The sequence below is a fragment of the Aerococcus vaginalis genome, from assembly GCF_053762225.1.
Map to the genome: position 1 here is coordinate 413,985 of NZ_JBSMYC010000001.1, position 21,501 is coordinate 435,485.

A 21,501-nucleotide genomic window follows, 5' to 3' on the forward strand; every position below is an offset into this window, starting at 1 on the left:
CTATCATCTTAACAATTACACTATTTTTCTTCTGATTGCATAGCGAGTACTGCATACCACTCGCCACGTTTTCTGGATTCTACAATTTCGAAATGATATGCCGTCAATTGTGCTTGGATATTTTCATACTGATCCTTATATATTCCAGATAGAATGAGCTTTCCATCAGGGTTGAGATGCTCAACAGTTTGTGGAATTAAGGGCAGTAAAACTTCTGAAAGAATATTGGCTACAATAATATCTGCTGTTTCAGATACATCATGCAGCATATCCTTCACGGCAAATGTTGTATGTGTTGCTCTGGTATTGAGCGATAAATTATGCGCCACAGCTTGTTCGCACGCTGGATCATTATCAAACGCATAAACCTGTGAAGCGCCGAGTAGATCCGCAATAATTGCGAGGACACCTGAACCTGTACCAACATCAATCACCGTATCATCTGGCATCAATTCATCACCTAAGAATCCCAAAGCGAGACGTGTCGTCGGATGGTACCCAGTGCCGAATGTCACCTCTGGATCGAGATAAATCGTTAAACGGTCTTCAGATTCAACATGTTCCCATTCTGGTACAATCGTTAACCAGCGCATCACATCTTGCGCGTGATAATAATCTTTCCAACGATTTTGCCAGTCCATTTCACCAATAATAGATACAGATAGTGTTGTATCTTTGACATTTACTCCCGCTTGTGAGAGCTGTTGTGTTAGCTTAGCTCGCAATTCTTCTGGTGTTTCTGTTACCGGGAAATAAGCTAATAATTTTTGTGGGAAAACGGCGGTATCATCAGTAGATTCTGATACCCCCAATGACCCCATCCCCATCAACAGATCACTCACAAATTCTGCTTGCTGCGTTGTCGTAGCGATTGTCACTTCATAGCATTGTTCAAACATTAGGCGTGACCTTTCACAGGAATAGCTTCGAAACGTCCTGCTGTCTTCAACGTATGGAGACGTGATGCTTCAAATTTTTCAGGCCATGGTAAGTACAACGACTCACTACGCCCATTTGCGATATCACGTAATTGTGAAGTCGCTGAAATTTCCAATTGGTGTAACCCTTCGAGAATAACATCAATATTTGTCTTCATAAATTCACCATCGTACATTGCTGGAGAAAAATAATAGTAACCATCAGCATTAGCTTCATTGGTTACAACTGGACCGAATTGTACTTGGATCAAGTAGGATGATAATGTGTCAGCTGAATGCTGCTCGAAAGTTTCTAATTCTTCCTCAGTTAGTATCTCATCCAAAGGCAAAAAGAGTTGCACCGTTACTTCTTCCAGACGTTCATCCTCAATGATGCGCCATTCGGATTGCCACATTTCTTTTGCCATTTTCTTTTCTAAATAAGTATATAAATTAATTTGCATGGTGCGCCTCCATTCTAATGCATAACGCTTTTAGTATAACTTATTTTCGTAATGAACGCATGAGATAGAAAATTGCACAAAGTCACGGATATCCATTCAGCAATTAGCAATCGATATGATATACTGTTTTTTATGAAAGTCTTTTAATTGGGGTGTACATATGTCAAATCGTAATTTAACATCGAAAGATATTTTACAAAAAGAATTTAAGCCTGCACTCAGAGGGTTCAATACGCAGGAAGTAGATGAATTCTTGAACTTAGTTATTCGTGACTACGAATCTTATGATCGCGAAATCGCCTATTTAAAATCTCAAAACGAACGTCTGAAACAACGCTTAGATCATAGCAAATCCGGCAATACAGCTGATCCTGACGATAAACAGCGCGTCGCATCAACCACAAACTACGATATTATTAAACGACTCGCACGCTTAGAAAAGACTGTCTACGGCGTCACTAATCATCGCGAAACAACAGAAACCATTGAAGACGTTGACGTTAAAGAAGATACGGTTGAGTTAGAAATGGACGACAATACGGCTTCTGACAGTACAGAAGAAACACAAATTTATCGCGGTTAGTCTTTTCAATCCTATAGACATTGTGTATAATAACCGGCGTGCATGTAGATTTCGGGTAATCGCGGGCAATATTTCTTGCCTGAGGAAAGTCCATGCTCTCACAGACTGAGATGTCTGTAGTGTTCGTGCTTTGCGAAACAATAAGCAAAGGCTTGATGGCGAGTGAAACAGCTAAAGTTTATACCATGCTCGAGTAACTCTGAAAAGTGCCACAGTGACGAAGTTCTATGGGAAACCATAGAAGTGGAACGCGGTAAACCCCTCGAGAGAGCAACCTAAACATATTGGTAAGGGCACTCAAAGTATTGTAGGAAATGAACGAACCTTTGAGGTTTGAACAATTTGTCTCAGACAGACAGATGATTACCCTCCAAATTGCACTTTGCCAAGCATTTTGGAGACAGAACATGGCTTATAGAAATTTACAGCGGCAGTGGGAGGTCTTAGTACCTCCTTTTATTTTATGATCAGAATGATTAAAGAGGTGTATCAACGTGCAAACTTTTCAATTGGTGGCTACCTGTGCTGCAGGTATCGAATCCACCGTCAATCGCGAACTGAAAAAAATGGGTTACCACCCTAAAAATGCGAATGGTCGAATTTTCTTTGAAGGTGGATTAGCTGATATCGCTAGAACAAATCTCTGGCTGCGTACAGCAGATCGCGTCAAAATCGTCATGGGCAAAGCCAAAGTCACCAGTTTTGACGAACTTTATGAATTTGTGAAGTCACTCGAATGGGAAACAATCCTACCGATGGATGCCTCATTCCCTGTATCTGGAAAATCAGTTAAATCTAAGCTTCATGCGGTACCTACTGTACAGAAAATGGGTAAAAAAGCTATTGTCGATCGTCTCAATGCCTTTTACCACCATACGGGTTTCTTACCTGAGACTGGTGCGGTTTACCCTATTAATATTCGTATTGATAAAGATGTCGCAACCATCACCTTAGATACGACTGGTGATAGCTTATTCAAACGCGGATATCGTGTCAATAAAGGTGCTGCGCCACTCAAAGAAAACCTCGCTGCAGCACTTATCGACCTCACGACTTGGTTCCCGGATCGTCCACTCTACGATCCAACAACAGGTTCGGGCACAATCGCTATCGAGGCCGCACATAAAGGCATGCGCATCGCTCCTGGTCTTAATCGCCACTTCTTAGCTGAAGATTGGGATATTTTCTCTAAAGAATTTGATCTGGTACGCGAGGAAGCACGTGATTTTATTCAGCGCGATATCAAGATGGATATTCTTGCTTGTGATATTGATCAGCAAATGGTCGCTATTGCCCAAGAAAATGCGAAAGCAGCTGGTGTCCTCGATCAAATCACCTTCAAGCAAATGCAAGTTGCTGACTTCAGAACCGATAAGGAATTTGGTATTATTATCGCCAACCCGCCATACGGTGAGCGACTCAAAGATCAGAAATACGCGCATCAGTTGTATGCAGAAATGGGGACCATCTACAACAAGATGCCAACCTGGAGTAAATATATCATTTCAGCCGATCCAGATTTTGAAAAATTTTATAAAATGAAAGCAACTAAAAAGCGTAAAATATACAATGGTGCATTGAAAACAGATTATTACCAATTCTGGGGCACTAAATCTTAACCATTAATATAGAAAGGATACTCATATCGCTTATGATTATTGACATCATTAAAATGATCCTCTTCGGTATCGTTGAAGGAATCACCGAATGGCTACCAATTTCCAGCACGGGCCATATGATTTTACTTGAGGAACTCATTAATATTGACTTCCGTCCTGAATTTTGGGCCATTTTTCTCGTCGTCATTCAATTGGGCGCCATCCTCGCTGTAATTCTCATCTACTTCCATCGATTGAATCCCTTCTCTCCTTCTAAAACAAAGGAAGAGCGTAAAGATACTTGGGAGACATGGTTCAAAGTGGCTGTTGGGTGTATTCCAGCGGTCATCTTCGGCTTCCTTCTCGATGATTGGATGGATGAAAATCTCATGTCGCCGTGGGTTGTTGCTGCTGCATTAATCGTTTACGGGGTACTTTTCATCATTATCGAAAATCGTCGTCATCAAATGCCGATGCGCGTCGAGAATATGAAAGAATTGAGCTATGGTAGAGCTCTAGGTATTGGTTTCTTCCAAGCATTATCAATCGTTCCAGGAACTTCCCGTTCTGGTTCGTCTATCCTCGGGGCGATGATCCTCGGTACTTCTCGTCCAGTTGCCGCTGATTTCAGTTTCTTCATGAGTATTCCCGTCATGTTTGGTGCGAGTGGTCTACGTGTTGTCAAAGCCGTATTCCTCAATGGTTTTCGCTTCACCGGTTACGAATTAGTATTACTGGCAGTCGGCTGTGTGGTCGCATTCGCAGTTTCAGTCGTAACCATCAAATTCTTACTTCGTTTCATCCAAACGAATGACTTCAAGCCATTTGGATGGTACCGCATTGTTTTGGGGATTATCGTTATCCTATTTTTCGGTGCAGGATCCCTCTTCTCTATTCTATTACCATTACTCGCTATTGCTGCCGTCGCGTTAATTGTAGTGAAAGCAGCACGTAACTAATCTAAAAAATCCCAACAGATTCATCTGCTGGGATTTTTATTTGTTATCATTTCTTAATATTAAATTGTACGATACTTATCAAAATAAGATTTAAATTGCGAGATATTGATCACCACAAACATGATCACAAAACGCGCGATACCCATAATAATATTCTGAGGTACACGTGTGACAAGTAACGCAATGATCGGCGTGCCATACATGATATGAATCCACAATGTACCGAGAATGATGTTCGTAATCACTGAATTACAGAGTACTGCCAGTGCCATATGATACCACTTGACTTCTTTACGATGTAAAAACAATCCGTAGAACATCCCGCCGAGGAATGCATTCAGTGTAAAACCAATGAAAAAGCCACCGGATGTACCAAATAAAAACGATTTCAATAAATCATTCCCTGCCACCGCAAAACCTGCAACCCAAGGGCCAAAGAAAAAACCTAATAATACGGAAGATAGAAAACCAAAACTAATACGGTTATTCTGACCAAGTGGAATTGAAAAACGTGTCAGCACAATATTCAGTGCCATAAACAAAGCAACCAGTGCAATTTGCAATGGTGTGAAACGAAAACGATTGTTGTTTGATTTATTCATATCGGAACTCCCTTTCTAAGAGTTCCGCTTAAACGAAATTATAACTATAATTAACGCCAAGCGGATGCGGGAAATTATCGCAAAGCTCAAGCTTTTTCGTCTGAAGGCAACATCCCATCCATTCAGCACTTCACGCAATTTCCTTACTCTATCGTTAAAAATGATTAAACAATGTGGTTATTGTACCATATAGTGAATAATAGGTATACATTGTTTATAAAAGTTCGTTTTTAATATATATTATTATCCAGATTAGAAGTGAGAAGATATATCCGCTATACTATATATAAATAATTTATTTGAGAAATGAGATGAAATAATGAGACGACAGTCCAATCACATACGTACACGAAGTTATATGAGACGTCCACTTGAAGAGCGTATGGAAATAGAAGAAAAGAAAGAATATCGCAAGATGCTATTTTTATTAGTGTTAGCAGCGATTTCCGCTGGACTAGCACTTATCGATTTGGGATTATCATTTAAAAAGAAACGAAAAATCAATAACTAATGCTTTTTATGAATACAAATGGTAGGAGATGTGCATCTTGTTTTATTTATTTGCTTTTGGATTAATAGCTTTTAATCTTTTGATGATTATTATGGACCGAAAAGATCAATAAAATGAAACTAATATAAACGGCAGCGTCAGGCTGCCGTTTTCTAATTTATATAATACTAACCGTTACATCTATTTCTAGTGCAAAGATTGTAGATAATCGCGTTTTTACATGTAACAATTTTAATATATCCATTATAAATATCATCAAATTATGAGCATTAAAATGCAAAATGAATGCAAAAACTTTTGATTAACTCTGATTTTTTATGACTCTTTATTTTTCATAAAATTTGATAGGAACCGCTCAACCAAGCGGAATACAAATAAAAAAGCAAAATAAAAAGGTCATACTTTGATGACCTTGAAATGGAGCTGAGGGGATTTGAACCCCTGTCCAAACATGTCGGATCGTATAACGTTTACCACTATAGTTTACCGATTCGATTTAGCTCACAAAAGGTAGATAAACTTACCATTTTTGCTCGCGAATCCGATTAATCTCTTTCCCGGACTCCGGATTGAAGTCCGAAGACGTATCCCACTGCAATAAGACCTGCGACTGACACATGGGCGATACCAGGCAGATCTGACTTAGCTGACTAGGCAGCTAAAGCCAAGTTAGATTGACTAGTTTCGTCAATTAAATTTAAGGTAACGTTCGTGACGAAGACGTAACCTCCGAGCAGTGGCTATACTCCGAATCATGCCTGTCGAATCCAATAACAGCCCCTAAATGTGTCAATTAGTAATTATATATTAATGTGATGGAATGTCAACACCCTTGCTATAAAACTATTTTATTCTTACAAAAAATCTCCTGCACCTATCAAACAAGTACAGGAGATGTTAAACATGAGCATCCATTCAAAAGTCTCGTTATCTCAATTATTGATCTTCTAACATTTTGCGTCCTTCTTCGACAACAGTGTTAGGATCTTCTGGCGGTGTGTTTCTTAGGATTTCAGGAGATGCAGTAAGGTCCGCATCGCCACCTTCCATCAATGGTTCACTACTGTATTCGAAGGTTTCACCATCACGTGCCACTTCACCTTCAAAGGCTTTAGAAGCTTCACCTTCAGAGTAGTTGTAGATGGTGTGTGTATATTTTTTACCTTGTTTTTGAAGGTCTTTGACACCATGAGGCACTACTGGACCATATTTCTCTTCTAATTCTTCGCAAGCTTTTAAGAATTGGAGTTGGTGTTGTGTTTCACGCGCCATTAAGTAGCTGAGCATGTCCTTAACACCTTTATCTTCCGTCAAGAGGAAGTTACGACTCACTTGGAGACGTGCCTGTGATTCACGAACGACGTTGAAACGCATATCTGCAAGCAAATTACCACTAGATGTTACATAATTTGCTGTCCAAGGATTACCATTAGAGTCCTTCAATGTGGCACCTAACCCACTAACGATTAAGTGTTGTGGATCCATACCTGCTAAAACAGCTGCAGTAGAAGGATCACTGTTTGCAGCGAATTGTTCAATCGTATCTGTTGGTGCATCGTGCAATAAGTCGTTGATCATTGTGGTAAGCATTTCCATATGACCAATTTCTTCAGTTGCGGTGTCTAACAATAGGTCCTTATATTTTTCATTACCTACTGAGTTCCACCCTTGCATCATGTATGCCAACATACCTGTCGTTTCACCCCATTGGCCGCCTAACATTTCTTGTAAACGACGTGCAAGGAGCGGATTGCTTTTTTCCGGTTTTGCATGATACTGTAACTTGGATTTTCTAATAAACATTATGATGTCCTCCTCTGATCAGACGTTCTGGTTCACAACAAGGAAATATCAACAACATCCCCTTGTATACGCTTACCTTACTAGTGATGATCAAAAGTTGCAAATGATATGATTGCGTATACATTATTGAATATCTCATGCGATTGCAATATCTGCACAATTTATGTATAATCGCTTACGTAGCAGTCTGCACTCGTAGTGTAATGGATATCACATGAGATTCCGGTTCTCATAATTGGGGTTCGACTCCCCACGAGTGCGTTTTTAAAAGATTTTAGAAAGTTAAAGTTAACTAGAAACGTTGATTTTAAGCGGTTTTCAAGAATTAGAAAGTCAAAGTAAATCATAGAAAATAAATAATCAGTACATTATCGGTACATTATTTCATGGTAAAAATAAGGGCTTCAAGGCAGCATTCACATGCTGTCTTTTTTATTTATCCTTCCCCTATCGTCTCATATCGGATGATATGATGAGACGAACTCGTACCATTCAAAACTTAGCGTCTCGATTTACGTGTCATTTTGGAATAAAAAAAAGCGGTAGTCGTCAAGTACAACGAAGTTTTTTTGGTGCGCGATTTCGTTAGAAATATACAAGATTGAAAATCGTGTATAAGTGCGCCCTTTGCTTATTTTTCTTCATTTGTTAAATTAATAAGGGTTGTTGCTTATCATTAAATATTTATTAGGAGTAGATGTATATGGGTAATTATAAACAATATCAGGATTTGTTATCGAAAAATTATGATGAAGCAGTTGATTTTTTGCTTCAAAAGTATGGTTCAGCGCAAGATGATTATTTTAAAGAAAAATCATATAAAAGATTTATGAATAACGAAATAAAAAATATTACAAGAGGAAATTTTTCGAGAACAAGTGACGGTTTATACTGTCATCACATAGATGAAAATAGAATGCTTAAAATATCAGATAAAGATTTTTGTAAAAAAAATAAAATTCCATTCGAATATCAGAAAAAAGAGCGATTAGTTTATTGCGATTTAATCGAGCATTCTATTTTGCATGCTTTGATTGCGAAAGAATCTTCTTCGAAATTTGGTGCTCCAGGATTTATTGTATATTTAGCGGGAATTATTGAAGAGTGGTATCTTCGTAAAATGATTCCTAATAGAGAATGGATGAAAAATTGTTACAAAAAATCTTTTTTAGTTCCTCAAGAGGCGTTTGATATATTAAAAACAATGCATAACGTGATAGGTGAAAATTATTATGAAAGTCTATCGGAATATTACGAAGAACAAGCGAGGATAGAAGAGCAAAGGGAAGAATATAGAAAAGAGCTTATAGAAGAACAAAAAAAAGAGAGAATTAGATTGATAAATAAGGCTAAATCGTTACATGATAAGAGCCCTAGAAAAGATATACTTTCTGTAGCATATGGTATAAAATATCCTGCTAAGGATATGGGCTTTAAGAAATTTGATAGTGAAATGAAAAAATATCCTAAAGATAAAATTTTAGAAGACCTTAACATGTATATAGATAGTTTGTAATTTAAATGATTACTAGAAGCTCAAATTTGCGTTTTAAAACGTTTTATATATGTTTTTCTTTTCGTCGGCATGAGCACAAAAAAATAGCGGTAACCCCTACAATAAGGAGCTACCGCTATTAATTTTATTTAGTAAAATATCTAAACATTTCTAGAACAATAGGAAGGACAATGGAGGCGATAACCCATCGCTTTGTTTCATCCATTTTATCTAGTCGTTTATCCAATCTTTTATCTAAGTTATCTATTTTTTCATTTAATCTGTCGAACTGATTATTAACATTTTCTCTGTATATATCGAATTCCCGCTGTGTAACCGGCTGATTTCCACCACCATCGTTTCCACCACCGTTACCAGTTATCACTGTTAAATCTCTGTTTTGTTTATTTTCCATCTTGCATCACCATTGGCACTTTAATGTTTAATAGTAACGGGGCGTCGCTATCAAATATGATCTCGTTATCAGAATCCATTCGTGATTTAGAACATAGGACTTTAAAGAAAAGGATATTTTCAATTAAATCGTACTTAAATTCATAATCTTCACCTGAGAAGATGAATGGTTTATTGAATTTGCCAATATTGTATTGGATCTCTACTGTATCTTGGCTGAGTTTATCAACAGTTAAAGGATACTCTTCAATATGATGCAAAACAATATCTCTTTGACCTCGTTGTGTGTAGTGCATAAGATATAAAAACAATGGTTCGATAATGGTTTCGTCTTGCGGTTGCTTAATAAATGAAAGGTTAGATAACGTTAGCTTAACATCAATATTAACTTCATCGTTATCGTGTAATACGATCCCTCCATCTATTGGCTCACCATTAGCATACAATGTCAGATTTGATACTGCTGGCAGATAATTCATATGAACCATGTATCCCACCCTCTTTCCTCTCCTTCCCATATTATATATCATCGACTAATTTTGCAATGACTTCACCTATTTCTTAACGATCTTGTACACTACCCCATCGAGCCGCACCTCGTTGTCTGCGAGTTTCTGTGGCTCGCTAGCATTCTTTACAGGTTCGATCCGATCAATATCTTTGTCTAAGATAAAGTACTCCGCTTTCGGTGTTGCTGTAGTTGTGATACTGATACTTCCATCACCATTTAGACTCTTCACTGTCCACGCCCGTTTGCGGTCAATATCGGTTGTTTGCTCTTCTGTGCTAGCTTCCGTCTGAGTATCAACAGTCAATTCTTTGTTTTCGTCCATTATGAATTTTCCTTTCTTTACGCTTTTTACGTTGCATACCTCCAACGATACTCATGTAGCTTGTAGTGTCTTCCACAAGGTCTGGATAAAATAAAAAGGCGTTTCCGCCTTGAGTTTTAGTGTTCAGTTTTTACATGTGTGTCAATAGCATGAGATACATAGGGTCACCGCCTGTTGTTGTCTGACACTAATTTCTTTATTTCGTAAGAATATGTATTGGCTAATTCTTTCATAGCCGTGTATATAAAATAGACTAGGCTAAAACTGATACCAACAATAAATATCATTAGTGCTATCAGTAAAGCCTAGCCTATAAACTGGAATGGCGTCATGTAATCGCCCCTTACCTAATATCTATTTTTTTCCTGTCTCTCAATATATTTAAGTCTTTCTTCAACAATATAATCAAGTTCTTCTTTTGTTAATTTATCATAAGGAGTCTCTTTTTCAGTATCGTCATTTAACCACGAATTACTATTACTTTTTTGTCTTTTAATTGTAATTGGATTAAATCCGAGCTTTTTGATAATGTCCTTTAATTTATCTTTCATTTGAACACCTCTAATATATTCTCTTATATTATTTAATCACTGTATAAAAATATACAAAAAAAGCAGGATGTTCCTGCTTATATCTTTGAGTGAAATTTAGTTCTCTTTCTTTTAGGTCTACCGTAGCTAAGCGGTCTATTAGGTTCATTGCGATCAGGCGTCTCCCACCCCATCATCTCGTAGTACTTTAGATATTCTTTCCACTGCTCATCAGTCTTAACATTATTAGGAACATGCCTCAAGAAATGGAAGCGTCTTCTAGATTTCATGTCTAAATCTTCCATCTTCATTTTCTTGCACCTCCAGTACTATCTTATGCTCTTTTTTATCAATGACTCTAAAAGTGGTATTGCGATTTATTAATAGTTCGTATTCATTATCTGGAAATGAACTATTATCACCGATATACATAGCACTAGCTGTATTCGGAACCCTGATTTCTAACATGACAGCAGGAATTTTGTTATTTTCACTATCATAATAATAGCATTTTGCAACATCTTTCTTCAAGCTAGTAGATATAAATGCATCCCTTTTAAAACCATCATTAATTTTTTTATCCGCTATGAAACTTAATTCTTCGCTTCTATAAGAAATAATATTTTTAGGCATTTGATACCTATCAATCACTCTATCAATGATATGAGCTTTATCCTGAACCTTCTCAGATATAAGCGACGTATTTATATCTTCATAACCAAAATGAGTATAACTATCAATTGCGCTTTTTTCAATGCCAGACAAACTGGAATATAATTCATCGCTCAAACGTTGAAATTCATTAATATCTTCATCTGACGCAGGAGCATAATCCTTATCACGTGGTACGATTGGATACGTTCCACATCGACACCACGGATGAAATAACGGTGCGTTGAGCCCCGGGTTCATTCCTGCAACGAAAAATCCTCCCTCGGCTTCGCACTCGTCTACAATCGCTCGGCACTGCGTCTACATACGACAGCTTCTGTACTTCCGTCTCCATGAAGCCGACTTCAGTAACGGCTAAGCGCCTTGCTTCATTTATCGTCACATCAAAACGTTTTTTCAAGTCACGCGCTAAGAGTTCAGATGACTGACCAAATAGGATAGTGAGTGATATGCGATCATTCAAGTACTTCCGACCTTTACGCTTTTTACGTTGTATACCTCCAACGAATCTCATGTAGCTTTTAGTGTCTTCCACAAGGTCTGGACAAAATAAAAAGGCGTTTCCGCCCTGAGTTTCAGTGTTCAATTTTTACATGCGTGTCAATCACATGAGATACATCGGATCAACGCCTATGCTTAAAATAGCGCTTGGTTTCTGTCTGAAATGTCTTCCATAGTGCGCAGGCGATCCCAGAACTGCCACCAATAAATGGTAAGGCAATGACAATTACTATCGGCCACACGACAAAATGTAATATAGTCATTTAACTTTCCATTTTTGATCTATCTATTCGCTTCTTCTAGAAGTGTTCTTCGGATTTTTTCATCAATAAAGAAATTAATCTCTTCTTTAGTCAATTTTGAGAAAGGATTAAGCTTTTCTCGATCATCATGAAGCCATGGAATAATTTCTTCCTCTTTAAATCCATCATTAAATGGATCAAATCCTAATTTTTTGATAATTATCTTCTCCATATCAATCATTTGAACACCTCCAGATCGATACCAAAATATTTTAACGCTTCTATTAACTGGAACATCTCTTTTTCATTATATCCACTAGCATCAACATCAGCAACCCGCGCCCTATATATAGATTCATTTAAAGATCTAACGTAATTAGGGCGATATCTATACAATGTGCCATCATGGCTTATAACCAATCCGTATTTATATTTGTAATTAATAGCATTTACTAAATCTGGATAACTAGGTATCGAACTATTTGGGTGATTATGAATGACAATAACTTCTTTAGGATTTTTGATAACTAACTCTTTTATTTTTTTAGTTGGCATCGCTTGACTCTTATGATTATAGTCTTTACGTATTAAATATTTTCTACCATTAGGAACTATCATAGCTATATCTTCAAATTGTGTCCCAGACCGATGATATAGCATATCTTTCGATGCATTATATATCGTCCTAGTGGTATTAATATCCTCACCCAATTTGTCAAACAGCCTTCTAAATCGATTAGATTCAATATAATTTTTATCTATTACTGTTTCTCGATTAATTTTTCTATTACTATTTTCATTTCCATCAATTGATCAAGTTCATCACGTGGCACAATCGGATACGTCCCACAGCGACACCACGGATGAAATAGCGGTGCGTTGAGTCCTGGATTCATTCCTGCAACGAGAAATCTTCTCTCGGCTTCGCACTCGTCCACAATCGCTCGACACTGCGGACAAGCATTCGGTTCAGGTTGTATCCCATAGCGTTCGAACCCTGCATCTACATATGACAGCTTCTGTGCTTCCGTTTCCATAAATCCAACTTCAGTAACGGCTAAGCGCCTTGCTTCGTTTGTCGTTACATCAAATCGTTTTTTTAAATCACGTGCTAAGAGCTCAGGTGACTGCCCCGCTAAGATGGTGAGTGACACGCGATCATTCAGATACTTCCGCAGTGGATTGATATGCCCTGCCCAGATACGCTCAGAGAAGTGTGCGCCATAGTACAGCTTGTTAATTGCACTCTGCGCCACTTGCTTCATCCGTTCTTCTGATGGTACAGATAGACCTAAGATCCCTGCGTTCGCTTTGTACGTCCGCCTAATTTCTTCTAGCTTCGCTTTCTTGATTGCTGACTCTTCTTTTGCACCTAGCTCAATCAGCGTTAAGTCTAGGTTTGCTTGAAGTAATTCCAACTGGTTATAACGCATTTTGAAGTTATACAGTGCCAGTTCCGCGTTTGCTCTTGGCGAGAAGTCGCGGTTCTCCACATAGTACTTCGCGCGCTCTTCAAACGCCTTGATGTCTAAGTCTTTCGCCGCTTTGCGTACCTCTTCAGCGGATAGCCCTGTGCGTTTCATATATCGCCCATAGAACGCGTCTAATTCCTTTTGAATGTCTCTTCTATAAGCTTTGTCGTACATGCGTTGCATTTGGCGGTCTAGGCGGTCATCTCGCTTCTGTCTCTGTTTCTCCGCTTCATTCAGTCTGTGCTGCCAATATCTCCTATTGTCGTTCATCAGTTTCTGATTCTTCATCATTTAACGACTCCTGACCATTGAATAAATAATTATCGCTCATGCGGTTAGTTCGTTCTAAATCTTGCTGCATGCGTGCGTTCTCTTTCTCCTCTTTCTGCAAGCGTTCATTTTCTTTTTGCTCATCGATGAAAGAAGCAATCTCTTGAAGCGTCTGCTGACTTATCTTACCGTTTGCGCTGATGTAGCTGGAGATGCCGCATTAGTAACCGCGCGTCTGAGACAATTACCAAATGATTAGTTTCTTCTTGAAATTTATATAGGTTTTTGTCCCATCCGGTTCCTGCTTAACCGTAGGAACCGGTATTTTTTTGATATGAATGTGGCTAATAATGAAAATAACCGCAATCCAAAACATTTTTTTCTTCATTTTCGTTTTCCTCCTTATTCCACAATTTCCGCTTCCTTAATTTCTAGTCGATTCAGTTTCTGGTGCATGTCATGACACCAGTCTTCGACCTTACGGACTAGCATCTCGTATTGGTGGCGGTCGATGCCGTTAGCGTCTAGTGCGCTGAGGGCTTCTTGATAAATCAGCGGTGACAGCTTCGCTAGTAGTTCGTTGATGTCTTCTTCGAATTTCCTAAAATCTTTAATCGCTGCGATTTGCTGCAGTGCTCGACTCTTTGACCGTTCTAAGCTCTCGATGTCTTTCGTCAGCTGGTCGTACTCCTCAGACTTCTTATTAATTGCTTCACGCTCTTTGAGAATTCGATTTCGTTCTCTTTCTACGTACTCAGCGCCCTCACGTGCAATCCGCTCCTTTTCTTGAAGCGTGCTATTCTCTAGCTTCAGAGATTGGTTCTCACGCTTGAGTCGCTCATAGTCATCAGGTGCGACTTCAACGCGCTTCTCGACAACTTCCTTCTCTGGTTCTCAATTTTCAAGCTCTTTGATCCGTTGTTCTTGTTCGCGGTTCTTGCGCTTGAGTTCTCGCACAGTAGGTGCATCGTCATTTTCTGCTCGCTTGAGCTGTTGGCGTTTCTGGTCGTCACGTAAGGTTGAAATTTCATATAAAATTTGGCTTCCTAAATGCGAAGACGTCTTCGTATTTGGTATTTCTCTAGCAATTTTCATGAACTGTTGTGCTGCTCTGGCACTGATTTCCATATGTTCTAATCATTACCAAATTGCCCATGCGCTAGATCGTTCTCTTTGACGTGATTCAAACGCCTGCCAATTTCCCAAATCGATTGATCTGCTAGATTTTTGTAACCGTTGATTTCCATCTCAATCTGGTTCAGGTTGTCTGATAGTTGCAATTCATTCATTTAGCACCAAATTTACGTTTTAATTCGTATTTATTACCTAAAAAATATCGTCAGCTTTTACTCCATACATATGTGAAAATTTATTTAATAAATTAATCGGTATGTTGCTACTATCTCTCTCATACTTGAGTAGTGTTTGATATGAGATACCTACTGCTTTAGCAACCTCTTTGCCATTTACAGAGTAATTTTCTCTTAAAGCCCCAAGAGTTAGTTGCATATCTTATCTTCCTTTCTAGTTAAACATGCTTATTAGTTGAATAACTATCGTTATTGCTTTTAGAACTATCATTGTTACGAGTAGCCCATTGATAAGCCTTATTTCTTTTCTCATAGTAGTTACATGAGATGAAAAAATGGTAAAATAGGTACAGGAAAGCTAGGCTAGTTGCCTAGCCCTCCTGCCGATCTATTGTAGATCGATTAGCTTGATTATGATGTCAAGTAGGTCTTTGATGATTTCTAGTAGGGAGAAGATCACGACCAAAGCTACTGTAAGCATCATGTCAGGCTTTTTATTTTTGCCATTTTTCTTACTCATGTTTTTCCCTCCTCTCAACTTTCTATATTTATTATATAACTCAGTTTTACTGATGTAAACGTTTTTTATCAGAAAAACTGATTTTTGTTATTTATTTTCTTATATTTATGTAGTAATATGTCCTTAGTAAGTCAGTTATTGTTATTTTTAACTTGGAGGTGATTACAATATCCGATATTTTTTTCGGCTCTAATTTGAAATACCTGAGAGAAAAAAGGGGACTAGAGCAAAAAGATATTTCTACTTTTTTAGGATTAAAAAGTGCAACTTCCGTCACTAATTGGGAAAGAGGAACTAATTTAGCACGAACGGGTCACTTAAGTAAACTCGCTGATTTTTTTAACGTCACAATGCATGATTTAGTTCATACTGATTTATCAATCCCTACCAACATCCACCCAGCAAAAATCAGAAACATCCCACTCATCGGTACTATCGCTTGCGGTGAGCCAATTACTGCTGAACAAAACATTGATGAGTATGTAGCAACGTTAGATGAAGGGTTGCCGTCTGGTGACCTCTTCTACTTAAATGCAAAAGGTGACAGTATGGAACCGAAAATACCAGATGGTTCAAAAGTACTCTGTCATGCACAGCCTGATGTCGAGAACGGTGAGATTGCTGCGGTGCTTGTCAACGGTGATGAGGAGGCAACCCTTAAGAAAGTTCATAAGTTCAGTAATTATGTATTATTAGAAGCTATCAATGAGGCTTATGAGCCGTATGTTGTGGATGCTGAACATCCAGCACGTATTGTCGGTAAAGCTGTTAGTATGAAAGTTGATTTTTAGATTTTAGGAGGAATTATCATGAAGAAGAATGCATTAGTTTTTGTTGGTTTGTCTGCGCTGTTGTTAGGTGCATGTGGCAATAGTAGTGAGCAACCGTCTGATAACGCTGAACCTAAGCAAGAACAGCAAGCAGCTGAAAAAGAAGAAGTTAAAACAGCCGATAACGGTATGAAAGTTGGCGAAACTGAAAATGATCCGCAGTTTGGTGAGTCCACCCTGTATGCTATCCAAGATATCAATCAAACGGTGACGTCTGGTAACTTCGATATCAACTTAAAGAGCGCTGGTTTATCCTTACTGAAGCCAAATGATGACGTTAAGCAAATGCTAGGTGTGGAAGGCGACCAAGTAACTTCTTTAGTGCTCGAAATGGACGTTACTCATAATGCTGATAGCACAGAAAGTATCTACCCTGATCAAGGGACGATTGTAACTAATAACGGCAGTCAGATTGAAGCTGATATCTTCCCTTCTGACGAAATTGGTGGCGACTTCTTCGGCAATGCAACTAAAAGCGGCAAAGTGACATTCTTGTTTGATGATGACCCTGAAACGGTTAATAACATCCGTTATATTGTTGATGCGCCACATGATGAAGAATACAACCCATCAGGAGAACAAATCGATTTCAGTTTTGATATTGAGCAATAGTCTATAACATAAAAAAGCCACCACTCTCCCCGACCAAAGTCTGAGTAGTATAAGAATTGTATTTAGGAGGTTTACCATGTCTACAAAGGAACAGTTAAAGATTAAGATTGATTACCTCACCGATGAACAACTCGCTGTCGTTGAAGCAATGATTAATTCTTGGGAAGAAGAACCGCTACCGCAAGAACAGCAAGCAATTGATCGTTGGGATACCTTAAGTGAAGAAGAAAAAGACGAAGAACGTATTCCATTCGATCAGGCAATGAAAGAGCTCGGACTATGAAGCAAGTTAATTTATCCAAGCAGGCGTTAAAGTTTTTGAAGAAACAAACGCCTAAAACAGCTAAGCGTATAATGACTGCTATCGATCATTTGCCGCAAGGTGATGTTAAGCAGATGAAAGGTAATACTGGCTATTTCCGATTGCGAGTTGGTAATTTTCGTGTGATTTATGATGAGCAATTAACGGTTATTGATGTCATCGAAATTAATAACCGTGGTGATATCTATAAACGATATTGATAATAAAAAGATTCCTCTAAATCAAATGATGATCATGTTATAGTAATGGTTAATCGTTTTGAGATGCTGGGCTTCCAGCAAGGAAGGTAGAGTCTATTTGGGCTCTCCTTTTTGATTAATGTAATTGACAGTTTCTTTAATTCTAATTAGGATGGGAGAAGTTAAATAGCTACGGATGTGGCCAGGAAGACACCTCTTATCTTAGTAGATAAGGGTGTTTTCTTTTGCACCGAATTTATAGTGAACTTTTGGTATAGTTGCGTTGAGGTGATAATTATGAAAGAAATTATTTATTTAGATACTAAGCTTATTAATTCTTTCTTAGCTCAGTTTGATAAGGGGCTGATCAATCGAATGATCAGCTCATTAGAGACTGGAAATATAGAAGAACAGGCAGATGAAAATGGGAATTCTTTCGAAACAGGAATATCAGCTGGCATATTCAATGCAAAAGCTTCAAAAATGGTTAAAGGTAGTAATAGTTACTCTTATCATCAAAACAACTTGGAAAGCCAAGAGATTGCATTTGATGATTTCGCCTTAGATATTCTTTTAGATAAAATCAGAAAGAATGAAGATTTAAATATTGATTTTAAAGAAATAGATGGGTCATTAAGATTGTATAATTTTGATCGTATCAAGCACATTATGGATAGAGATGTTATCGATATGTTTGATGATAGTCATTCTTACAATCAAAATCTATCTAATCAGATTAATAGAATTAAGAATTCTAAACTTGATAAAAAGATAGCTAACACCAAGATCAAAGAATTACGTTCAAAACTTAAAAATGACGATCCAAATAATCTGGTTAATTTTGATATTGTTAGAAACTTTGGAAAATTAGGCGATGCACTTTATCCTAATAGTTGTCTTGCTAAAATAAATAATTATTTGATGGTATGTCCTAAAGAAAATTTTAGAGTAAATGAGGCTAGTCTTACTTTATTTAATGAAACTGATAAGAAAGCTAACTGCCTAGCTATAAAGTTATACCAGAGAAAAGATAGCTATATAAAAGAAAAAGCTGACGGAACGATTGAAGAAATACCTGTTGAAACAATCGCAGCATCAGCCCCTACTATAATGATGGATATTTTACTGGATAATTTTAACTTAAGCAAAAAAGGAGACTATGTAGCGAGACCTGTAGCTATTTACTTTGGATAGTATTAAGTCTATTTTTAACTCTTTCTTTTTGCTCATCAAATCCTTTTCGCAATGACTCGGTGTGGCGATCATGGATTAAACGATTTTTTTCATATTGCTTTTCTCGATTATCAAAATCTTTTTTCATTTGATTGAAAAGCCTAATTGCTTGTTTATACATATGATCCCCTCCTTGTTTCATTCTAGCATAATTTTTTATTCGATGTTAGACAAAAAGCCACCACTCTCCCCGACCAAAGTTTGAGTGACGGCATAAGCAAGACCCTATGGTAGAAGGGCTCTGCCCTTATTCTACCATTATTAGAATAAGGAGGTAAAGATGGCTAGCTTTAAAAAATTAAAGACCGGTTGGCAGTATCGTATATCTTACAAGGATGGTGATAAGTACCGGACAAAGAACGGCAACGGCTTTAGGACAAAGAAAGAAGCTGAGATTGCTGCACGTAAGGTAGAAGATAAAATTTCAAAAGGAGAACGGATAAATTACAATCCTGTATTCGTTTCTTATATGAAAGAATGGTACAAAGTATTTAAGAAAGGCCGCTATAGTTCTAGAAACGATAAAGCGATCGAGAATGCAATACGTGTTGCTTCGCTATACTTTAAAGATAGTAAAATTAAAGATATTGACCGTTATGAGTATCAAGCATTTATCAACTGGTATGCAGAAAATCATGCCTATGCAACCGTTAAAAAAGTTCATAATTATACAAAAGCATGTTTGCAAGATGCTTTCAATGACAAAGTGATCGAAAGTGATCCGACCTATAAGGTAACCGTTAAAGGAAATAAAAAAGGTAAGGACGAAAAGCTAAAATTCCTTAATGCGAGCGAAACTGAGAAATTAATTGCAGAAGTCAATAACAGGTTAAAACCAACATGGGAATCAAGATATGTGATTTTGATTGCATTGGCAACCGGTATGCGCTTTTCAGAAATCCTTGCTTTAACGTGGGAAGACATTGATTTTGATAGTAAAACAATTAAAGTGAACAAGTCGTTCGACCACGTGGTCACTAAGCAAATCAAAGAAACAAAAACTTTTTCATCAATTCGTACGATTGTTGTTGATAGTGTTACTATACGCCTGCTTCAAAAATACAAGATAGCTAATCAAAAACGACATCCAGTCTATCTTTTCATTGATAGCATAGGCAATCCCACAATATCAAATACGGGGTGTAATATAAAGCGCTAAGAAAAGCATGTGAGCGTGCAGGAATAAAAACAGTTACTATGCACGCTCTGCATCACACACATTGTTCGTTATTGATATATAAAGGGTTAAATATCAGATACATTAGTAAGCGTTTAGGGCACTCTGATATCTCAATCACTTACTCTGTATACGATCATATTATTGACGAAATGGAAGACAAAGAAAATGGAAAAATAGAAAAGAATTTTACTGAGCTAATGGCTTAAACATTTTGCATTAATTTTGCATTGTTTAAGTTTTCGGTCTATAAAATGGCTCTGTAAAGCGATTAATAGGACTAGTTCGACTCCACCACAAGTGCGTTTTTCACTAGAAATTATTAAAATTATCCTATCACTTATAATTATAATTGTCAGTTTCTCAATTAATTTCAAACAAAAACGCCACTCTCCCAAGTGGTATTTTTTCTATTCTGCGATTATCCTTCAATATGTTTCAATTTTCCGCGGAAGTCATCAATGGATTGATAGCCTTTTTCACTCATAATGGTTTCTAATTCATCAATCACACGTGCGAAGATTTCTGTCCCTTCTTGATGCAGCGCTGTTCCAATCTGAAGCATGGAAGCGCCTGCTAATAGATGTTCAAGGCATCTTGTCCTGTTTGAATACCACCTGTCCCAATAATTTGAATATCAGATTTTAATCGAAGATAGAACGCATGGACGTTAGCGAGCGCGGTTGGTTTAACATACTCGTCACTGAGACCGCCAAATCCCTTTTTCGGTTTAATGACGACTGTTTCTGTCATTGGATCAATGAATAATGCATTACCAATACTATTGATACTGTTAATATATTTGATTGAATATTTGTTCAAAATTTCAGCCATTTGATCAAAGTGCACTAAATCAAAGTAAGGCGGCAACTTTACCCCGAGCGGTTTGGTGAATTTTTCAAACACTTGGTCGAGCAGCTGTTCTGTCGTCTCAAAATCATAGGCAATCTGAGGTTTACCCACCACGTTAGGACAAGATAAGTTTAATTCCGTGATCCCAGCAAAATCACTTTTTTCGACTTTATCTAAAATGGCTAAGCTTTCTTCTCCTCCCATACCTGAGATGGAGCAAAAAATTGGTGCAGCTTCCGGGTATGCTGTCTGATATTTAGATGCATAATCCAAATAGAAGTCCACACCATGATTTGGAAGCCCCATTGAGTTAATACTGCCGTATGGGATATCTTGATAGCGTGGTGTCGGATTACCTTCACGCGCTGCAGCCGTTGCGCTCTTCATAATGAATGTGCCTGCTGCTGATTCAGCTAACTCATCTAATTCTTCAGCTGACATACAATGAACACCTGATGCGTTCATGAATGGATTTTCAAACGTTTTACCTACAAATTTTGTCTCCAAACTCGCCATCATAAGCTCGCTCCTTCGCTATACAAATACTCTATTGCGTATCATACCTTTCTAACCTTTATTGAGCAAGAATATATCGTATAT

29 protein-coding genes, 2 other RNA genes, 3 pseudogenes and 1 riboswitch are annotated in these 21,501 nt (G+C 37.7%); of the genes and pseudogenes, 14 read left to right on the forward strand and 20 right to left on the reverse strand.

Features of this window, described 5'->3' with window-relative positions; genetic code table 11:
• Positions 1–20 precede the first annotated feature (20 nt).
• Both prmA and ACWOEX_RS01945 read right to left on the reverse strand, forming a co-directional pair.
• Positions 21–899 carry a 50S ribosomal protein L11 methyltransferase gene (gene prmA / locus ACWOEX_RS01940; RefSeq protein ID WP_455297583.1) on the reverse strand — a complete coding sequence of 293 codons (879 nt, stop codon included), beginning with the start codon at positions 897–899 and terminating at the stop codon, positions 21–23.
• Positions 899–1,381 carry a hypothetical protein gene (locus tag ACWOEX_RS01945; protein WP_455297584.1) on the reverse strand — a complete coding sequence of 161 codons (483 nt, stop codon included), beginning with the start codon at positions 1,379–1,381 and terminating at the stop codon, positions 899–901. The genes prmA and ACWOEX_RS01945 overlap by 1 nt, the downstream gene beginning before the upstream one ends.
• A gap of 160 nt (positions 1,382–1,541) precedes the next feature.
• On the opposite strand from ACWOEX_RS01945, the gene gpsB reads away from it, so the two are divergent.
• From gpsB to ACWOEX_RS01965, 4 genes and pseudogenes are all read left to right on the forward strand, one after another.
• Entirely contained in the window at positions 1,542–1,964 is a 423-nt protein-coding gene (gene gpsB / locus ACWOEX_RS01950; protein WP_455297585.1) for a cell division regulator GpsB, read from the forward strand.
• A 47-nt stretch (positions 1,965–2,011) separates the two neighbouring features.
• Positions 2,012–2,384: RNase P RNA component class B (gene rnpB / locus ACWOEX_RS01955), an RNA gene on the forward strand.
• A 74-nt stretch (positions 2,385–2,458) separates the two neighbouring features.
• Positions 2,459–3,583 carry a THUMP domain-containing class I SAM-dependent RNA methyltransferase gene (locus ACWOEX_RS01960; RefSeq protein ID WP_455297586.1) on the forward strand — a complete coding sequence of 375 codons (1,125 nt, stop codon included), beginning with the start codon at positions 2,459–2,461 and terminating at the stop codon, positions 3,581–3,583.
• Positions 3,584–3,615: 32 nt separating this feature from the next.
• Positions 3,616–4,425, forward strand: a pseudogene (locus ACWOEX_RS01965) (undecaprenyl-diphosphate phosphatase); the annotation flags it as partial.
• Positions 4,426–4,580: 155 nt separating this feature from the next.
• Here the strand turns inward: ACWOEX_RS01965 and ACWOEX_RS01970 are convergent.
• Complete coding sequence (locus ACWOEX_RS01970; protein WP_455297587.1) at positions 4,581–5,123, reverse strand: folate family ECF transporter S component; 543 nt, start codon at positions 5,121–5,123, stop codon at positions 4,581–4,583.
• A gap of 55 nt (positions 5,124–5,178) precedes the next feature.
• Positions 5,179–5,276, reverse strand: a riboswitch (THF riboswitch).
• Positions 5,277–5,481: 205 nt separating this feature from the next.
• Here ACWOEX_RS01970 and ACWOEX_RS01975 point away from each other — a divergent pair.
• Positions 5,482–5,634 (forward strand): hypothetical protein, encoded by a 153-nt coding sequence (locus tag ACWOEX_RS01975; RefSeq protein WP_455297588.1) that lies wholly within the window; start codon positions 5,482–5,484, stop codon positions 5,632–5,634.
• Between the two features lie 415 nt (positions 5,635–6,049).
• On the opposite strand, the gene ssrA is transcribed toward ACWOEX_RS01975, so the two are convergent.
• Positions 6,050–6,415, reverse strand: a transfer-messenger RNA (tmRNA) gene (ssrA, locus tag ACWOEX_RS01980).
• Positions 6,416–6,570: 155 nt separating this feature from the next.
• Positions 6,571–7,437, reverse strand: coding sequence for a manganese catalase family protein (locus tag ACWOEX_RS01985; RefSeq protein WP_455297590.1), 867 nt, complete (start codon positions 7,435–7,437; stop codon positions 6,571–6,573).
• Positions 7,438–8,140: 703 nt separating this feature from the next.
• On the opposite strand from ACWOEX_RS01985, the gene ACWOEX_RS01990 reads away from it, so the two are divergent.
• Complete coding sequence (locus ACWOEX_RS01990) at positions 8,141–8,953, forward strand: hypothetical protein (protein ID WP_455297591.1); 813 nt, start codon at positions 8,141–8,143, stop codon at positions 8,951–8,953.
• A 124-nt stretch (positions 8,954–9,077) separates the two neighbouring features.
• Here the strand turns inward: ACWOEX_RS01990 and ACWOEX_RS01995 are convergent, their stop codons facing one another.
• From ACWOEX_RS01995 to ACWOEX_RS02055, 13 genes are all read right to left on the reverse strand, one after another.
• Positions 9,078–9,347, reverse strand: a complete 270-nt coding sequence (locus tag ACWOEX_RS01995; RefSeq protein WP_455297592.1) for a hypothetical protein — start codon at positions 9,345–9,347, stop codon at positions 9,078–9,080.
• Entirely contained in the window at positions 9,337–9,834 is a 498-nt protein-coding gene (locus ACWOEX_RS02000) for a hypothetical protein (protein ID WP_455297593.1), read from the reverse strand. Before ACWOEX_RS02000 ends, ACWOEX_RS01995 begins: the two co-directional genes overlap by 11 nt.
• Positions 9,835–9,900: 66 nt before the next feature.
• Positions 9,901–10,179 (reverse strand): hypothetical protein, encoded by a 279-nt coding sequence (locus tag ACWOEX_RS02005; RefSeq protein ID WP_455297594.1) that lies wholly within the window; start codon positions 10,177–10,179, stop codon positions 9,901–9,903.
• A 347-nt stretch (positions 10,180–10,526) separates the two neighbouring features.
• Positions 10,527–10,730: a hypothetical protein gene (locus ACWOEX_RS02010; protein ID WP_455297595.1), complete on the reverse strand. Its 204-nt coding sequence runs from the start codon at positions 10,728–10,730 to the stop codon at positions 10,527–10,529.
• Between the two features lie 258 nt (positions 10,731–10,988).
• Complete coding sequence (locus ACWOEX_RS02015; RefSeq protein WP_455297597.1) at positions 10,989–11,621, reverse strand: ADP-ribosyltransferase; 633 nt, start codon at positions 11,619–11,621, stop codon at positions 10,989–10,991.
• A gap of 543 nt (positions 11,622–12,164) precedes the next feature.
• Entirely contained in the window at positions 12,165–12,365 is a 201-nt protein-coding gene (locus ACWOEX_RS02020; protein ID WP_455297598.1) for a hypothetical protein, read from the reverse strand.
• Complete coding sequence (locus ACWOEX_RS02025) at positions 12,362–12,679, reverse strand: hypothetical protein (RefSeq protein ID WP_455297600.1); 318 nt, start codon at positions 12,677–12,679, stop codon at positions 12,362–12,364. Before ACWOEX_RS02025 ends, ACWOEX_RS02020 begins: the two co-directional genes overlap by 4 nt.
• 206 nt (positions 12,680–12,885) lie before the next feature.
• Complete coding sequence (locus ACWOEX_RS02030) at positions 12,886–13,887, reverse strand: minor capsid protein (RefSeq protein ID WP_455297602.1); 1,002 nt, start codon at positions 13,885–13,887, stop codon at positions 12,886–12,888.
• A gap of 223 nt (positions 13,888–14,110) precedes the next feature.
• Positions 14,111–14,254 carry a hypothetical protein gene (locus ACWOEX_RS02035; RefSeq protein WP_455297603.1) on the reverse strand — a complete coding sequence of 48 codons (144 nt, stop codon included), beginning with the start codon at positions 14,252–14,254 and terminating at the stop codon, positions 14,111–14,113.
• Positions 14,255–14,760: 506 nt separating this feature from the next.
• The gene (locus ACWOEX_RS02040; protein ID WP_455297605.1) at positions 14,761–14,994 is read right to left on the reverse strand and encodes a hypothetical protein; all 234 of its coding nucleotides are present in this window, start codon (positions 14,992–14,994) and stop codon (positions 14,761–14,763) included.
• 5 nt (positions 14,995–14,999) lie between these two features.
• Positions 15,000–15,155: a hypothetical protein gene (locus ACWOEX_RS02045; protein WP_455297607.1), complete on the reverse strand. Its 156-nt coding sequence runs from the start codon at positions 15,153–15,155 to the stop codon at positions 15,000–15,002.
• 37 nt (positions 15,156–15,192) lie between these two features.
• Positions 15,193–15,375 (reverse strand): helix-turn-helix transcriptional regulator, encoded by a 183-nt coding sequence (locus ACWOEX_RS02050; RefSeq protein ID WP_455297608.1) that lies wholly within the window; start codon positions 15,373–15,375, stop codon positions 15,193–15,195.
• Positions 15,376–15,564: 189 nt separating this feature from the next.
• A complete protein-coding gene (locus tag ACWOEX_RS02055) occupies positions 15,565–15,696 on the reverse strand; it encodes a hypothetical protein (protein WP_455297609.1) in 132 nt (43 codons plus the stop codon).
• A gap of 158 nt (positions 15,697–15,854) precedes the next feature.
• Between ACWOEX_RS02055 and ACWOEX_RS02060 the strand changes: the two are divergent.
• From ACWOEX_RS02060 to ACWOEX_RS02085, 6 genes and pseudogenes are all read left to right on the forward strand, one after another.
• Positions 15,855–16,043, forward strand: a pseudogene (locus tag ACWOEX_RS02060) (helix-turn-helix domain-containing protein); the annotation flags it as partial.
• Positions 16,044–16,046: 3 nt separating this feature from the next.
• Positions 16,047–16,487, forward strand: a complete 441-nt coding sequence (locus tag ACWOEX_RS02065) for a LexA family protein (protein ID WP_455297655.1) — start codon at positions 16,047–16,049, stop codon at positions 16,485–16,487.
• A gap of 18 nt (positions 16,488–16,505) precedes the next feature.
• Positions 16,506–17,138 (forward strand): hypothetical protein, encoded by a 633-nt coding sequence (locus ACWOEX_RS02070; protein WP_455297610.1) that lies wholly within the window; start codon positions 16,506–16,508, stop codon positions 17,136–17,138.
• Positions 17,139–17,214: 76 nt separating this feature from the next.
• Positions 17,215–17,421 carry a hypothetical protein gene (locus ACWOEX_RS02075; RefSeq protein ID WP_455297611.1) on the forward strand — a complete coding sequence of 69 codons (207 nt, stop codon included), beginning with the start codon at positions 17,215–17,217 and terminating at the stop codon, positions 17,419–17,421.
• Positions 17,418–17,660, forward strand: a complete 243-nt coding sequence (locus ACWOEX_RS02080) for a type II toxin-antitoxin system RelE family toxin (RefSeq protein WP_455297612.1) — start codon at positions 17,418–17,420, stop codon at positions 17,658–17,660. The genes ACWOEX_RS02075 and ACWOEX_RS02080 overlap by 4 nt, the downstream gene beginning before the upstream one ends.
• Positions 17,661–17,936: 276 nt before the next feature.
• Positions 17,937–18,833: a DUF6414 family protein gene (locus ACWOEX_RS02085; RefSeq protein ID WP_455297613.1), complete on the forward strand. Its 897-nt coding sequence runs from the start codon at positions 17,937–17,939 to the stop codon at positions 18,831–18,833.
• On the opposite strand, the gene ACWOEX_RS02090 is transcribed toward ACWOEX_RS02085, so the two are convergent.
• Positions 18,817–18,993 carry a hypothetical protein gene (locus tag ACWOEX_RS02090; protein WP_455297614.1) on the reverse strand — a complete coding sequence of 59 codons (177 nt, stop codon included), beginning with the start codon at positions 18,991–18,993 and terminating at the stop codon, positions 18,817–18,819. The two genes, ACWOEX_RS02085 and ACWOEX_RS02090, sit on opposite strands and share 17 nt — an antisense overlap.
• Positions 18,994–19,152: 159 nt before the next feature.
• Here ACWOEX_RS02090 and ACWOEX_RS02095 point away from each other — a divergent pair, with 159 nt between their 5' ends.
• Both ACWOEX_RS02095 and ACWOEX_RS02100 read left to right on the forward strand, forming a co-directional pair.
• Positions 19,153–20,031: a tyrosine-type recombinase/integrase gene (locus tag ACWOEX_RS02095; protein ID WP_455297616.1), complete on the forward strand. Its 879-nt coding sequence runs from the start codon at positions 19,153–19,155 to the stop codon at positions 20,029–20,031.
• 38 nt (positions 20,032–20,069) lie between these two features.
• Entirely contained in the window at positions 20,070–20,258 is a 189-nt protein-coding gene (locus ACWOEX_RS02100) for a tyrosine-type recombinase/integrase (protein WP_455297618.1), read from the forward strand.
• A 212-nt stretch (positions 20,259–20,470) separates the two neighbouring features.
• Here ACWOEX_RS02100 and ACWOEX_RS02105 read toward each other — a convergent pair.
• Positions 20,471–21,417 (reverse strand): annotated as a pseudogene (locus ACWOEX_RS02105) (dihydroorotate oxidase).
• Positions 21,418–21,501 lie beyond the last annotated feature (84 nt).